This is a genomic window from Azospirillum sp. UENF 211521 (assembly GCF_058780535.1).
The window spans coordinates 269,058-283,670 of record NZ_JBSNCF010000003.1; the positions used below are offsets into that span (position 1 = coordinate 269,058).

10 protein-coding genes are annotated in these 14,613 nt (G+C 69.3%); 9 read left to right on the forward strand and 1 reads right to left on the reverse strand.

The genetic code is table 11. The annotated features are described in order from the left end of the window. Window positions 1-11 precede the first annotated feature (11 nt). Window positions 12-1,031 carry a UDP-glucose 4-epimerase GalE gene (gene galE / locus ACWPN5_RS26020; protein ID WP_492298246.1) on the reverse strand — a complete coding sequence of 340 codons (1,020 nt, stop codon included), beginning with the start codon at window positions 1,029-1,031 and terminating at the stop codon, window positions 12-14. A gap of 500 nt (window positions 1,032-1,531) precedes the next feature. On the opposite strand from galE, the gene ACWPN5_RS26025 reads away from it, so the two are divergent. From ACWPN5_RS26025 to ACWPN5_RS26065, 9 genes are all read left to right on the forward strand, one after another. Then, entirely contained in the window at window positions 1,532-3,253 is a 1,722-nt protein-coding gene (locus ACWPN5_RS26025) for a type I secretion system permease/ATPase (RefSeq protein WP_145687562.1), read from the forward strand. Beyond that, entirely contained in the window at window positions 3,250-4,623 is a 1,374-nt protein-coding gene (locus ACWPN5_RS26030) for an HlyD family type I secretion periplasmic adaptor subunit (RefSeq protein WP_145687554.1), read from the forward strand. The genes ACWPN5_RS26025 and ACWPN5_RS26030 overlap by 4 nt, the downstream gene beginning before the upstream one ends. A gap of 74 nt (window positions 4,624-4,697) precedes the next feature. After that, a complete protein-coding gene (locus ACWPN5_RS26035) occupies window positions 4,698-4,913 on the forward strand; it encodes a hypothetical protein (RefSeq protein ID WP_145687546.1) in 216 nt (71 codons plus the stop codon). A 735-nt stretch (window positions 4,914-5,648) separates the two neighbouring features. After that, window positions 5,649-6,470, forward strand: a complete 822-nt coding sequence (locus ACWPN5_RS26040; protein ID WP_145687538.1) for a calcium-binding protein — start codon at window positions 5,649-5,651, stop codon at window positions 6,468-6,470. A 74-nt stretch (window positions 6,471-6,544) separates the two neighbouring features. Further along, window positions 6,545-8,896, forward strand: coding sequence for a glycosyltransferase family 2 protein (locus tag ACWPN5_RS26045; RefSeq protein WP_492298248.1), 2,352 nt, complete (start codon window positions 6,545-6,547; stop codon window positions 8,894-8,896). A 4-nt stretch (window positions 8,897-8,900) separates the two neighbouring features. Beyond that, window positions 8,901-9,728 (forward strand): class I SAM-dependent methyltransferase, encoded by an 828-nt coding sequence (locus ACWPN5_RS26050; protein ID WP_492298249.1) that lies wholly within the window; start codon window positions 8,901-8,903, stop codon window positions 9,726-9,728. Then, the gene (locus ACWPN5_RS26055) at window positions 9,725-11,038 is read left to right on the forward strand and encodes a glycosyltransferase family 4 protein (RefSeq protein WP_492298251.1); all 1,314 of its coding nucleotides are present in this window, start codon (window positions 9,725-9,727) and stop codon (window positions 11,036-11,038) included. The genes ACWPN5_RS26050 and ACWPN5_RS26055 overlap by 4 nt, the downstream gene beginning before the upstream one ends. Further along, window positions 11,035-13,197, forward strand: a complete 2,163-nt coding sequence (locus tag ACWPN5_RS26060; protein WP_492298253.1) for a hypothetical protein — start codon at window positions 11,035-11,037, stop codon at window positions 13,195-13,197. Before ACWPN5_RS26055 ends, ACWPN5_RS26060 begins: the two co-directional genes overlap by 4 nt. A gap of 29 nt (window positions 13,198-13,226) precedes the next feature. After that, window positions 13,227-14,540, forward strand: coding sequence for a glycosyltransferase family 4 protein (locus ACWPN5_RS26065; RefSeq protein WP_145687528.1), 1,314 nt, complete (start codon window positions 13,227-13,229; stop codon window positions 14,538-14,540). Window positions 14,541-14,613: the final 73 nt, after the last annotated feature.

Below are 14,613 nucleotides of genomic sequence, written 5' to 3' on the forward strand. Positions count from 1 at the left end.
TCGTCTCTCCGTCACTCGGCGGCCTGCGCCACGGCCGGGCCGCGGTAGCCGCCCGGATGGCGGCGGCGCCATTCCCACGCGCTGCCGATGATGCTGTCCAGATCGGGGAAGCGCGGGGACCAGCCCAGCTCGCCCCGGATGCGCTCCGACGAGGCGATCAGCACCGCCGGATCGCCGGCGCGGCGCGGCCCGACCTTGACCGGGACCGTCAGGCCGGTGACGCGCTCCGTCGCCTGGATCACCTCGCGGACGCTGTAACCCGTGCCGTTGCCCAGGTTGAAGCGGACGCTGCGCGTCTCCAGCGTCGGCAGCACCCGCAGATGCGCGTCGGCGAGATCGCAGACATGGATGTAGTCGCGCACGCAGGTGCCGTCCGGCGTCGGGTAGTCGTCGCCGAAGATCTCGATGTGCGAACGCCGGCCGCTGGCCGCGTCCAGCACCAGCGGGATCAGATGGGTTTCCGGGGCATGATCCTCGCCCAGCGTGCCGTTCGGGTGTGCGCCGGCGGCGTTGAAGTAGCGCAGGCAGGCGGAGCGCAGGCCATGGCAGCGGTCCGCCCAGTGCAGCGCACGCTCGATGAAGAACTTGGATTCGCCGTAGGGGCTGCCGGGGTCGATGGTGGTGTCCTCGTCGATCGGCAGGCGCTCCGGCGTGCCGAACAGGTTGGCGGTCGAGGAGAAGACCATCTTGCGCACGCCGGCCGTGGTCGCCGCGCGGATCAGGTTCAGCGAGGTGACGGTGTTGCCGTGCAGATAGAGGTGCGGGTCGCGCATCGATTCACCGACCAGCGACAGAGCGGCGAAATGGAACACCGCGTCGAAGCGCCATTCGGCGAAGACGCGGGTCAGCGCGTCGGTGTCGGCGAGGTCGGCCTCCACGAAGGCGGCGTCGGACGGCACGGCGGCGCGGTGGCCCTGGCGCAGGTTGTCGAGCACGACGACCCGGAAGCCGCGGTCGAGCAGTTCGGCCACGCAGTGACTGCCGACATAGCCGGCACCGCCGGTCACGAGTACGGTCTGGGGCGTGTTCATCGTAAATATTCCTTGGATTTGAGAAATATTCGTCAGTCCAGGCACCCGCCGGCATCAAAGGATCGTACATCCCCCGGTGGCAAGTGCAAGAGTTCCGCGATGCACCATGCCGTCAATTCAGGCGGAAGGCCAGTTGACGAAAAAGAGACACGAGCACCGGGGAAGGCGCAGAGCGTCATCAGAAAAATGTTTTGGAACAACATTTTACAGCGCTGCAAATACCTCTTTCGATCGGCGCCGGACGGGGTAAGGGCTCAAACTTGTCACACGCCGCAGCGCAGCGCCGGACGTAAGCGGAAATGGCGCGCGGCAGACTCCCCGCAATGGGCGGCCTTTGTCCAGACTTCGTCTCAAAAGGAGTTCATGCGGCATGGCCGCGCTTCAACACTTCATTAACCATGAAGCCCTTTGCATGACCGGCTTCATGGCCCGTCCCAAAACCTGAGAACGCGGGACTCCGGAACGCGGCCGGAACGCGGGACGCAAGAAAAGGAACTGGCATGAGCGGTATGGATCGGACCCTGCTGACCCAAGCCTACCGGAAGATTGGGCGCGGCCTGCTGCTGGCCGGCGCGCTCACCTTCTTCGTCAACATCCTGATGCTGGTGGTGCCGCTCTACACGATGCAGGTCTACGACCGCGTGATGAGCAGCCGCAGCCTGGAGACGCTGACGATGCTCGCGGTGATCTCCGTGGGCGGGCTGGTGCTGTACGGCGTGCTGGACTTCATCCGAGCGCGCGCCTTCCTGGTCTGCGGGGCGGTCATCGCGCACCGCTTCAACGTGCCGGCGCTGCAGGCGGCCATCGTGGACGCGCTGGGCGGCGGGACGCGCAACGCCGGCCAGACGATGCGCGACCTGAACGACCTGCGCAATTTCATGACCAGCAACGCCGTGGTGGTGCCGCTGGACCTGCTGTGGACGCCGATCTTCCTGGTCATCCTGTTCATCCTGCACCCGATCTACGGCTGGATCGCGGTGGGGTCGGCGCTGCTGCTGCTGACCATGAACGCGCTGACCGACGCGCTGACCCGCCGCCCCATCGCCGAGGCGAACGAGGCCTCGGCCAAGGTTTTCGCCGACGTCGCCAGCACCGTCCGCCACGCCGAGGCCATCGAGGCCATGGGCATGCTGCCGCCGCTGGCCCGGCGCTGGCAGATGGCGCAGATCGGCTCCGCCTCGCTGATCGACCGCGGCGTGGTGCTGTCGCGCGGCATGGCCTCGGCCTCCCGCTCGCTGCGCCTGATCCTGCAGATCGCCACCATCTCCGCGGGCGCCGCCCTGGTCATCCGGAACGAGGCGTCGCCGGGCAGCATGATTGCCACCGGCATCATCATGGCCCGCCTGCTCCAGCCCTTCGAGCATCTGGTGGAGAACTGGCGGCAGTGGGTCGTCGCCCAGACCGCCCACAAGCGAATCCGCGAGCTTCTGAACGGCGAGGGCGCGCGGCGCAGCACCATGCCGCTGCCCCGCCCCGACGGGCGGCTGGCCGTCGACCGCGTCAGCCACGTGCCGAAGGGCCTGCAGCGCCCGGTTCTGCGCGGCGTCTCCTTCGCGCTGGAGCCGGGGGAAGTGCTGGGCATCATCGGCCCGTCGGGCGCCGGCAAATCGACCCTCGCCCGCCTGCTCGTCGGCATCTGGGAGCCCACCGCCGGCGGCATCTACCTGGACGGCACCAGCACCTTCCTCTGGGAGCGCGAGAGCTTCGGCCAGTATGTCGGCTATGTGCCGCAGTCGGTCGCCCTGCTCGACGGCACCATCGGCGAGAACATCGCCCGCATGGCCCAGGCCGACCCGGCCGAGATCGTGCGCGCCGCCCGGCTGGCCGGGGTCCACGACATGATCGGGCGCCTGCCCTTCGGCTACGACACGCCGGTCGGCGAGAACGCCTTCGCCCTGTCCGGCGGCCAGCGGCAGCGCATCGCGCTGGCCCGCGCACTGTTCGGCAAGCCCCGCCTGATCGTGCTGGACGAGCCGAACTCCAACCTCGACCATGAGGGCGAGCAGGCGCTGCTGACCGCGATCAACCACGCGCGACGCGACGGCGCCACCATCGTGATGGTCGCGCATCGCCCCTCCATCGTGTCGGTCGCCGACAAGCTGCTCGTCCTCAAGGACGGCATGGTCGAGCATTTCGGCGAACGCACCGACGTGCTGAAGATGGTCCAGCCCGGCGGCGCCGTGAAGGTGGCCCGGCTGGTCCGGACGGGAGAATCCGCATGACCGACACGACGCTTTCCCAGCCCGCGAACGCACCATCCTCTCTCACCGCCGCCTGGTCACCGGTCATCGACGTGACGCCGCACGAACCGACGCTGCGCGGCACCGCGCTGGCCGGGGCTCTGGCCGTCGCCATCGGCTTCGGCGGCTTCTTCGGCTGGGCCTTCACCGCCAGCCTGGACAGCGCGGCCATCGCGCCCGGCACCATCATGGTGGAAAGCCACCGCAAGACCCTCTCCCACCTGGAGGGCGGCATCCTCAGCGAACTGCTGGTCAAGGACGGCGACATGGTGACGGCCGGGCAGGTTCTGCTGCGGCTCGACACCACGCAGAGCGGCGCGGTGGTCGCCCAGCTTCACGGGCAATACTGGACCTCGCTGGCCCGCCTCGCCCGGCTGCGGGCCGAGCAGACCGACGCCAAGGCCCCGGTCTACGCCGACGAACTGGTGGCCGCCGCCAAGACCAGCTCGGTCGCCGCCGAGGCGTTGGCCGCCGAACAGCGTCTGTTCGAGTCGCGGCGCGACGCCTATGAGGGGCAGATCTCCATCCAGCGCAAGCGCATCGGCCAGCTCCGCGACGAGCTGGTGGCGCTCGATTCGCAGCGCGTCGCCGCCAACGACCGGCTGCGCTACACCCAGGACGAGCTGCGGATCGTCGAGACGCTGCTCGCCAAGGGCTACGAGCGCAAGCCGCGCATGCTGGAGCTTCAGCGCAACGTCGCCGACACCAAGGGCCGGCTGGGCGAGATCCAGGCCGACAAGTCGAAGGCCGAGCAGGGCATCGCCGCCGCGGAGCTGGAGATCATCAACCTCGGCAACACCCGCCGGTCGGAGGTCGGGAACGAGCTTCAGACCATCCAGGCCACCGTCTCCGACCTGTCGGAACGGCTGCGCAGCGCCGGCGACGTGCTGAAGCGCCAGGAACTCGTCTCCCCCCAGGCGGGCCGGGTCACCAACCTGCGCTTCTACACGCCGGGCGGCGTCATCCCGGCGGGCCAGGGCATCCTCGACATCGTCCCGCAGGACGACGGGCTGATCGTCGAGGCCCGCGTCTCCCCCGCCGACGTGCAGAACATCGACGTGGGCGGCAGTTCGATGGTGCGGCTGGTCGGCTACCGCCAGCGGCTGGTGCCGCCGGTCCAGGGGAAGGTGCTGACCCTCTCCGCCGACCAGCTTGAGGACGAGCGCACCGGGCAGGCCTATTTCCTCGCCCGGATCAGCCTCGACGCCGCGGCGCTGAAGGCCCTGCCGAACGTGGACCTGCATCCCGGCATGCCGACCGAGGTGATGATCCACGGGCACACCCGCAAGGCCATCGAGTATTTCCTGACGCCACTGACCGACGGCATGAACCGCGCCTTCCGCGAGAACTGACCGCGGCGGCCCCGCACCGGATCATTTCGCACGCTCCCCCGTTGCCAAGCAGGCAAGAAAAGGAGCGTGCGAGCATGACCACACAGTGGGACCGGAACACCCTGAAGCGCGTCGCCGACGCCATCGGCGACGTCCATCTCTACGACAAGCACCACACCGGCGAGTTCATCGCCATGCGCCTGCGCGATTCGCTGGCCGACAGCCCCGGCTATGACCGGGCGGCGGTCGACGACAAGCTGATGCAGTTGGCGCGGGTCGCCCTGGACGCCGCGGAAACGGGCAAAGTCTGAACCGGCCCGGACGCCGGACAGCAACGCAAGACAAAAATTTTGGCCCCTCCCAAGGGCATCGGTGACGGCCATCCGGCAGCCTTCGGCCCGACCGCGGCGGGCCGCCGGAGCGCTCCGGACCCGTCGGAGCGCCCGGCCGGGCGGTCCCCAGGCGTGTTTTCCGGACGCCCGTCGCCGCGACCGGGCCACACGGCGCAGCCGCCGCTTTCAAATTCCGTCTTTTAAAATCCTCCCCCTTCGCCCGCGAATTTTTAAAAAGGTCGTGGTTTTGAATGCGCCGCAGCATCGGGCAGCGCCACCATTGGGCAATGATCAACGGCATAATCCTAAGCCAAACGCATAGGACTTGCGGGTCATTTCACGGCATTTCGTCGAAATTCGACAAAACCTCTTCCCGGCAACTTTGAAAGTATTATGGGCGAACAATTCAAAATCTTCCATTAACCATGAGTCGTCGCCTTGAATTGGGGCCCTAAAAACCCTCATCAAGTGCCACGTCCAAAATTAGATGTTTAGATTTTCGAAGGGCTTTGAAGCCAAGGTGACAGCAATGACGTAATGAACGTTGATGATTATTGTGTTTTGACTCTATGAACTCAAGATTTGCCTGGGTTTGACCTTATGTTTGTCACAGCCATGCCGAACGGTATTTGGGTAAAGGCTTAGTGGTACCTCGCCATTTCGGGGTAGGAAATCCCCCACCCCACCGAATCCCATCGTTAAGGAGTATGATTCATGGCCACCCTTCCTGGCGGCAACTATGACGACGTCATCACCGGCACCAACGGCAACGACTTCATCGACGGCGGTAAGGGCGATGACATCCTGATGGGTGGCAACGGCCACGACACCATCCTGGGCGGCGACGGCCGCGACGCCCTGTTCGGCGGCAACGGCGACGATCTGCTGAGCGGCGGCAGCGGGGCCGACGTCCTGGACGGCGGCAACGGCAACGACACGCTGGATGGCGGGGACGGTGACGATTACCTGTCCGGCGGCAACGGCGACGACGTGCTGATCGGCGGCCGCGGCAACGACATCCTCGACGGCGGGAACGGCGACGATGTCCTGAGCGGCGGCGACGGCGCCGACATTCTTCGCGGCGGCAACGGCGACGACGTCCTGATGGGCGGCGGCCACAACGACTACCTGGATGGCGGTGCGGGCAACGACATCCTGATGGGCGGCACCGGCGACGACATCCTCAAGGGTGGCGAGGGCGACGACTACCTGGATGGCGGTGCGGGCAACGACATCCTGGAAGGCGGTGCGGGCAACGACATCCTCGTCGGCGGCGCCGGGAACGACATCTTCGTCTTCTCGGGCGGCGGCGGCCAGGACGTCGTTCTCGACTTCCGCGCCGGCGAGGACATCCTCCAGATCGAGCGCAACATCAACGGCCTGGAGATCAACGACGCCTCCGACCTGGCGGCCCGCGTCACCGACATGGGCGGCAACGCCGTCATCGATCTCGGCAACGGCGACAGCATCATGCTGAAGGGCGTTTCGGCCGACGAAGTTCACAACAACCCGAACGACTTCTTCGTCATTCACTAAAGACGTAATCCACCCAGGAACCGGACCGGCGGCGTGCTGCATTCACGCCGCCGATGGGTCCGGCTAAGGAACGCATGACCGTGCTCGCCGTCCTGCCGGCCTCCGCCTCCATCGCGTCCGCCCAGCTCCACGCGCTCGGCGACGACTTCGTGCTCGCCTCGTGGGAGAGCGACGGACCGGAGCCTTCCGGCCGCGTCGTTCCCACCCTCGACGGCGAGGAGGTCCGGCCGCCCTACACCACCTTGTCCGTGCGGACGAGCTGGGGTGGGCAGCGGGTGCTGTCGATCCTGCGGGCGCCCCGGACCTCCGGTGCGCCCGTCCGTTTCGTGGCCCAGAGCCGCGTCGTCGCGGAGGTCCTGGCCGAACCGCAGGTTCCCGACCCCGACCCCGCCTTCCTGCTCGGCAGCCTCGACGCGCCGTCGCGGCTGCGCGTGGTGCGTTTCCTCTTCGATTTCGCGCGCTCCACCCCCGCGCTGCGCAGCGACGCCGGCTTCGCCGCGGTCTGCCGCCGCACGGTGCTGGAGCTGTCGCCCACCCCCTCCCCCCTGGTCGCCCGCGCCCTGGCCACCGACGAGCTTCTGCTCTGCGGCGGCTCGCTGTCGTCGGGCTTCGGCGAGGTGACGGGGGCGGTCATCATCACGGCGGGCGCCGTCGGCCCCTCCCCCTTCGACGTCTGCGTCGGCTCCGCCCTGGATCGGCGGGGTCGCGCGGCCATGTCGCTGCTGGTCGACAAGGCGCTGTGCGCGCCGGGCAACCTGCTGGTGGTGCTGGGCCGCAACGGGCTGGCCTGCCGCGCCTTCTCGGCCGTGGCGCCCAACTTGCCGAGCCTGACCGAGCGGCTGTCCACGCGCCGCGACACGCCGCTGGAACTGCGCCAGTACATCCTGAACGCGCTCGCCCAACGCGGGCGGTCGGACGCCACGGCGGCGGCGGCGGTGCGCGAGCTTCAGGTGCTCGCCCCGATGCCCAAGCGGCAGGTCGCCGATGCCAAGCGCTCCATCGGCGCCGCCCTCGACCTCGCCGTGCCGACCGGTGACGGCGGATTGTTCCTGGCCGGCTGGGTGCACGACCCGCACGGCCTGTCGGGCGGCCTCACCGTGCACACGCCCTTCGGCGGCGAGCGCCGGCTGGAGGTTCTGGAGCACCGTTTCCCGCGCGAGGACGTGGCGAAGCTGTTCGGCACCGCGCCGTCCACCGACCGCAGCGGCTTCGTCGCCTACCTGCCCGGCGCGCCCGAGCCCGCCGCGGCGCTTCAGGTCCATGCGGAGCTTCGCCTCGGCTCCGGCGGGTCGATTCGGCTGGTGCCGCCGCTGCGCCCGCTGTCGCCCGCCGACGCCCGCGCCGCGGTTCTGGGCAGCCTGCCGCCGCAGCACGCGACGCCGCTGGTTCTGGAAACCGTGATCGCCCCGGCCGTCGCGCCGCTCCACGCCGCCCATATGGCGAGCCGCGGGGAGCCGGAGATCGTCAGCTTCGGGCGTGGCCCGGAAACGCCCGCCGTCTCGGTCATCATCCCGCTCTACAAGGCGCTGGAGTTCCTGCGCTTCCAGCTCTCCAGCTTCGCCACCGATCCCGGCATGGCCGGGGCGGAGCTGATTTTCGTGCTCGACAGCCCGGAGCAGCGCGACGAGCTGGTGCACATGCTGCACGGCTTCCACGCGCTCTACGGCCTGCCGATGCGGGTGCTGGTGCAGCCGGCCAACCACGGCTACTCGGCGGCCAACAACACGGGTGTCGCGGCCTCCAGCGGGCGGACGCTGCTGTTCCTGAATTCCGACGTGATCCCTGACCAGCCCGGCTGGCTGCCCGTCCTGCTCGGCGCGCTGGAGCGCACGCCGGGCACCGGGGCGGTCGGGCCGAAACTGCTGTTCGACGACGACAGCCTGCAGCACGCCGGCCTCTACTTCGACCGCGACGTCCGCGGACGCTGGTACAACCATCACTTCTTCAAGGGGCTGCCGCGCGACTTCCTGCCCGCCCGGCGGGAGCGCAGCGTGCCCGGCGTGACCGGCGCCTGCCTGATGATGACCCGCGAGACCTTCGACGCGGTGGGCGGCTTCTGCGAGGACTACGTCATCGGCGACTACGAGGACTCCGACCTCTGCCTTCGCATCCGCAAGGCCGGGCTGGACATCCGCTACGTCCCCTCGGTCGAGCTGTACCATCTGGAGCGCCGCTCGATCAGCCGGCACCAGGGCTACACCCGCGGCGTCGCCTCTGAATACAACGGCTGGCTCCACGCCCGCCGCTGGGCCGCGATGATGGAGGAGTTGGCCGCCCGCGACTGGGACCAGCGGACGCCGCCGCCGGCTCTGGAGGAGAGCCTGATGCGCCCCCTGTCGGCGGGCGCCCCCACGGACACCGCCCTTCCCGTTGCCGTTCCGGGCAAATCCCGCCTGTTCGGGCGCGCGAACCGGAACCGGAGCTGACCTGATGAACGAGATCCTCACCGGGCGCCGCCTCGCCGTCCTGCGCCGCAACACCGACCCGCGGCTGGAATGGCTGTGCGCGCAGATCGCCCGCAACCGCTTCCTGCCCGTGCCGCCGCCGGACCGCGTGTTCATCGGCGACGGCGATTTCCGGGCCATCGGGGCGGAGTTCCTGCGCCACTTCGTGCGCGTCGGCGGGCTGAAGCCGAAGCACCGCGTGCTGGAGATCGGCTGCGGCATCGGGCGCATGGCCGTGCCGCTGACCCAGTACCTCGATTCCAGCTACGACGGCGTGGACATCGTCGAGGATGGCATCCGCTGGTGCGCGGAGACGATCACCCCGGCCTACCCGGAGTTCCGCTTCCAGACGCTCGACGTGGCGAACGCGCTGTACAACCCCGGCGGGGCGGAGGACGCGGCGCGGACCCGCCTGCCCTTCGCGGACGGCGGCCACGACTTCGTGATCCTGACCTCGGTCATCACCCATCTGCGGACGGCGGAGACGGTGCGCTACGCGGCGGAGATCGCCCGCGTGCTGAAGCCGGGCGGGCGCTGCTTCCTCAGCCTGTTCCTGGTGGACGCCCGCGCGCGGGACGGCATCGCGAAGAAGACCGCCCGCCCAGCCTTCCTCGACGCCGCCGGGCCGGAGTTCATCGCCGACGAGGCCAACCCGAACGCCGCCGTCGCCTACGGCGAATCCTTCCTGCTCGGCACCTTCGCGGAACAGGGGCTGCGCCCGGCGCGCCCGGTTCTGCGCGGCCATTGGAGCGGGCAGCGCAACGCCGAGAACTTCCAGGATCTCCTGGTTCTGGAAAAGGAGGGCGCGCGATGAGCCTGCCCCGCGTCCTCGTCGTCGCCCACAACCACCCCAGCCTGCACCCCGGCGGCACGGAGATCTTCGCGCACGAGCTGTTCGGCAGCCTGAAGGCCAAGGGGGCGGAGGCCCTGTTCCTCGCCTGCACCAACGGCGTCCACCGCGACCGCAAGCCCGGCACCAACCTTCAGACGCTCTGCCGCAGCGCCGACGAGGTGGTGCTGTGGGCCGGGCATTTCGATCATTTCTTCCAGAGCCAGATTGACCTGCACGGCATCGTGCCGGACCTGTCGAACCTGCTGCGCGCCTTCCAGCCGGACATCGTGCACATCCACCACACCTTGCTGCTGGGCGTGGAGATGCTGTTCCTGATCCGCCGCGTCTGCCCGCGGGCGCGGATCGTCTACACGCTGCACGACTACTACCCGATCTGCGCCAACGACGGGCAGATGGTGACGACGAACGGCCACGCGCTGTGCCGCATGGCCTCGCCCGACGCCTGCCACCGCTGCTTCCCCGACCGGCCGGCCGACCAGTTCGTGCTGCGCGACAAGCACATCAAGGCGATGTTCGGGCTGGTCGATCATTTCCTGGCGCCCAGCGCCTTCCTGCGCGACCGCTACATCGCCTGGGGCCTCGACCCGGACAGCATCTCCGTCATGGAGAACGGGCGCCCGGCGGTCCGTCCGGCGCCGCACCGGCCGCTGCCCGCGGGCGCGCCGCGCAACGCCTTCGCCTATTTCGGCAACCTGAACCCCTTCAAGGGGATCACCGTCGCGCTGGACGCCGCCGCCCGGCTGGAGAAGCAGGGGCAGGACCTGACGCTGGCCGTCCATGGCGGCGCGCCCTTCCAGACCGATGCCTTCAAGGACAAGGTCGAGCAGGGCTTCAAGGGCGCCCGCGGCACCGCCGTCCGCCACGGTCCCTACCGGCGCGAGGAGATGCCCGAGCTGATGGCCGCCGCCGATTGGGTGGTGATGCCGTCGATCTGGTGGGAGAACGCCCCGCTGGTCATCCGCGAAGCCTTCCAGCACCGCCGCCCGGTCATCTGCAGCGGCATCGGCGGCATGGCGGAATCGGTGACCGATGGGGTGGACGGGCTGCATTTCCGGGCGGGGGACGCCGCGGATCTGGCGCGCGTGATGACGCGCGCGATGACCGAGCCGGGGCTTTGGGACCGGCTCGTCTCCAACATGCCGGCGGTCCCGACGACCGAAGAGTCCGCCGAAAAACACGTCATTCTCTATGACGACATAATGAATGGTCCGGGGGGATCGCATGGGCAAACACATGGGCAGGGCTCGATTGCGGGGAGCATCGCGGGATGAAGGAACCGATCACCAAGGCCGACATCACGGCGGCCATTCTTCTTGACGACGACACGCTCGTCCTGTTCGGCGCCATCGACCGGGCGCTGCCCGCGCAGGGCGCCGTGCATCTCGACGGGTCGGTGGAGGGCCGCTACGCCGGACGCTCCTGGGCCGACGCGGAGGGCGAGCGCTGGTTCCTCGGCGGCATCCGCGTGCCGGGGTTGGCGCAGATGCGCCCGTCGCGCGTCGAGTTGGCGGACGAGACGGGGGAACGCCTCGTCCTGCCGCGGCTGTCCAACGTCCGCACCAACCCGTCTCACCTCGTCTCGGCGCTGAAGGGCTTCCAGCCCGGCGCGCTGGCCGTGGCGCTGGATTTCGCGATCCAGCTCGCCGCGTCTTCGGACGGCGAGTCCGACCGCATCGGGCGCCTGCTCTCGGGCCTCGCCCAGGAGGTGTCGCAGCCGGACGGTTTCGCCGAGGTGTTCGGGCGTTTCCGTGATGGCAGCCTGATGCTTCAGGGCTGGGCGCGCAGCTTCCGCAACGGCGCCCAGAAGATCCTGATCGAGGCGGAGGAGACCGCCGCCTACCGCGCCACCGCCGGGGCCTTCGCCCGCCCGGACCTGCCGCCGGAGGCGTCGGGCGTGATGGCGGTGCTGACCGACCAGACCCCGCTTCCCACCGCCATCCGCCGCATCCATTACCGCGCCACCGAGGGCTGGCGCCATCTGGAGATTTTCGAGCACCGCACCATCTTGCCCGATGGCGTGGCCTCCGCCCATGTGCGCGACATGCTGGGCAACATCCGGGACGCCGAGACGCGCCAGCGGATGACGCGCATCGCCGCGTCGCGCTACGACGGTGCGGAAACGGTGTCACGCCTCGACATCCCGGTGCGGACCGGGCTGGACATGGCGCTGCGCGTGCCGGGGGCCGGGCTGTTCGTCGCCGGCTGGCTGCTCGACCCGACGCGGCAGGTCCGCGCCGTCACGCTGAAGGGGCCGGGCGTCGCCGTCCGGCTCGACGAGGGCTGGTCGCGTCTGGCCCGCCGCGACGTGACGGAAGCCTTCCAGCATGACGGTCTGTTCGCCGGGCGCATGATCCCCGGCCAGGACCAGCATGGCTTCACCGCCTTCGCCGCCGAGCCGTCGGGCCTACCCCCGGGCGCCGAGTTCCATCTGGAGCTGGAACTGGCCGACGACCGCTTCGCCTTCCTGCCGCTGAGCTGCCTGCCGCCGGCCCCGGAGGCGCTGCGCCGCATGCTGTCGCTGGTCAATCTGGACAGCCCGTCCATCGACACGCTGATCGCCCGCCATGTCGGGCCGATGCTGCGCACCGCCCGCGCCCGCTCCGGTGCCTTGCCGTCGACCGGCGTTCACCCGATGGGCCGTCCGGTGAAGGCGCCGCGCGTCTCGGTGATCCTGCCGGTGACCGACGCGCGGGAGGATGTGGACCTCAACATCGCCCGCCTCGCCATCGACCCGGACTTCGCCGAGACCGAGCTGCTGGTGGTCGCCGCCGCCGGCACGCACGAGCGGCTGGGTGGAGCCGTCCGTCAGGCCGCCACCTTCTACCGCATGGCCGTCACCTTCGTCGCCGCGCCCGACGCCACCGACGCGTTCGAGGCGATGGCCGCCGCCCTGCCCCACGCCCGCGGCGAGCGGGTGCTGACGCTCTCCCCCTCCGTGCTGCCGACCGAGAAGGGCTGGCTGTCGGCGCTGGAACGGGTGTCGCGCAAGTCCGGCGGGCCGGTGATGGTCAGCCCGACGCTGCTCTACGAGGACCATTCGATCCGCTTCGCCGGCATCATGGCGGTGGAGGATTCGGACGGAGCCAAGACCTTCGAGCGCCGCTTCGCCGGCTACCCGCGCGACTGGCTGAAGGAGCAGGACGCCGCGGCGGTGGACGCCGCCGCCCCGGAATGCGCGCTGCTGCCCAAGGACGCGCTGGTCCGGGCGCTGGCGACGATGGGCTCCTACATGGGGGCCGACCACAAGGGGCTGGACCTCTGCCTGCGCCTGCGCGCGTTGGGCGGGGCCTGCGTCTGGCTGCCCCGCGTCACCCTGGTGGCGCTGGACGAGCAGCCGCGCGACGCGCACGCCGACCGCTGGCGCCGCGCCGGCGCCATGGTGGACCGCTGGAGCTTCGAGGACATCTGGTCCGCCCGCGCCGCCGCCTGAACCCAGCCCTATTCGAGATCGGCCCGACCATGAGCAACAAGCGCGTCCTGATCATCAGCCACGGCCATCCCGCCTTCTCGCTGGGCGGCGCGGAGGTCGCCTCCTACAACCTGCACCAGGGGCTGCACGACCTGCCGGGCTGGGAGAGCCATTACCTGGCCCGCACCTCCCCGCCGGTCACGCCGCACGGCAGCTCCGCCCTGATGGCGCTGCGCCAGAAGGAGCGGGAGGTCCTTTATTACGCCAACGACTACGACCATTTCCGGCTGTCGAACCGCAACCTGCCGGGGCTGGAGAAGGACTTCGTCCGCTACGTCCGCGACCTCCAGCCGGACGTGGTGAACTTCCACCATTTCCTGGGTCTGGGCATCGAGACGATCCAGGCGATCCGGCAGGCCCTGCCGCGCGTGCCGATCGTGGTGACCTTCCACGAGTATCTGTCCATCTGCCACCACCACGGCCAGATGGTGAAGACCAGCCGCAACACGCTGTGCTACCGCGCCAGCCCGGCCGACTGCGCCGGCTGCTTCCCGCACATCGGCGAGGCGCAGTTCTTCAAGCGCGAGCTGTTCCTGAAGACCTTCCTGGAGCAGGCGGACTTTTACGTCAGCCCGTCGAACTTCCTGATCGACCGCTACGTCGACTGGGGCCTGCCCCGCGAGAAGTTCCGCATGATCGAGAACGGCCTGACCGTCGAGGGCATCGCCCCGCCCCGCCCGCTGGCCCGCGGCGGCAAGCGCAACCGCTTCGCCTTCTTCGGCCAGTTGACTGAGTTCAAGGGCGCCCATGTGCTGGTCGAGGCGATCGGCCGGGTCTCCGAGAAGGCCTGGGGCGAGGACGGCGCGCTGATGATCTTCGGCGGCAACCTGGAGCGCCAGCCCGAGGCCTACCAGAAGAAATTCAACGAGGCGGTGGAGCGCGCCGGCGACCGCGTGCGCTTCTACGGCAGCTACCGCTCCGCCGAACTGCCCGGCCTGATGAAGGACGTGGACTGGGTGGTGATGCCGTCCATCTGGTGGGAGAACTCGCCGGTGGTGATCCAGGAAGCCTTCCTGCACGGCCGCCCGATCATCTCCAGCAACATCGGCGGCATGGGCGAGAAGGTCACCCACGGCGTGGACGGCCTGCATTTCCGCAACGCCAGCGTCGAGGATCTGGTGGACCGTCTGACCGAGGCTCTGACCACGCCGGAGCTGTGGGACCGCCTGCGCATGCGCATCCGCCGCCCCATCGACCGCGCGGAAAGCGCCCGCCGCCACGCCGACGTGTTCGACGCGCTGATCGCGAACGCGGGCGGCGGTGCCGTGTCGATGCCCGAGCGGGCGGTGGCGCAGAAGCCGTGATGGGGATGTTCGTGCAGGACAACCGTGGCCCCCTCCCCAACCCTCCCCCGCTGCGCGGGAGAGGGGGCGGGAG

Coding starts and splice junctions, on each gene's coding strand:
- ACWPN5_RS26065 (WP_145687528.1), top strand. CDS start 13,227: ATGAGCAACAAGCGCGTCCTGATCATCAGCCACGGCCATCCCGCCTTC.
- ACWPN5_RS26040 (WP_145687538.1), top strand. CDS start 5,649: ATGGCCACCCTTCCTGGCGGCAACTATGACGACGTCATCACCGGCACC.
- ACWPN5_RS26030 (WP_145687554.1), top strand. CDS start 3,250: ATGACCGACACGACGCTTTCCCAGCCCGCGAACGCACCATCCTCTCTC.
- galE (WP_492298246.1), bottom strand. CDS start 1,031: ATGAACACGCCCCAGACCGTACTCGTGACCGGCGGTGCCGGCTATGTC.
- ACWPN5_RS26060 (WP_492298253.1), top strand. CDS start 11,035: ATGAAGGAACCGATCACCAAGGCCGACATCACGGCGGCCATTCTTCTT.
- ACWPN5_RS26055 (WP_492298251.1), top strand. CDS start 9,725: ATGAGCCTGCCCCGCGTCCTCGTCGTCGCCCACAACCACCCCAGCCTG.
- ACWPN5_RS26035 (WP_145687546.1), top strand. CDS start 4,698: ATGACCACACAGTGGGACCGGAACACCCTGAAGCGCGTCGCCGACGCC.
- ACWPN5_RS26025 (WP_145687562.1), top strand. CDS start 1,532: ATGAGCGGTATGGATCGGACCCTGCTGACCCAAGCCTACCGGAAGATT.
- ACWPN5_RS26050 (WP_492298249.1), top strand. CDS start 8,901: ATGAACGAGATCCTCACCGGGCGCCGCCTCGCCGTCCTGCGCCGCAAC.
- ACWPN5_RS26045 (WP_492298248.1), top strand. CDS start 6,545: ATGACCGTGCTCGCCGTCCTGCCGGCCTCCGCCTCCATCGCGTCCGCC.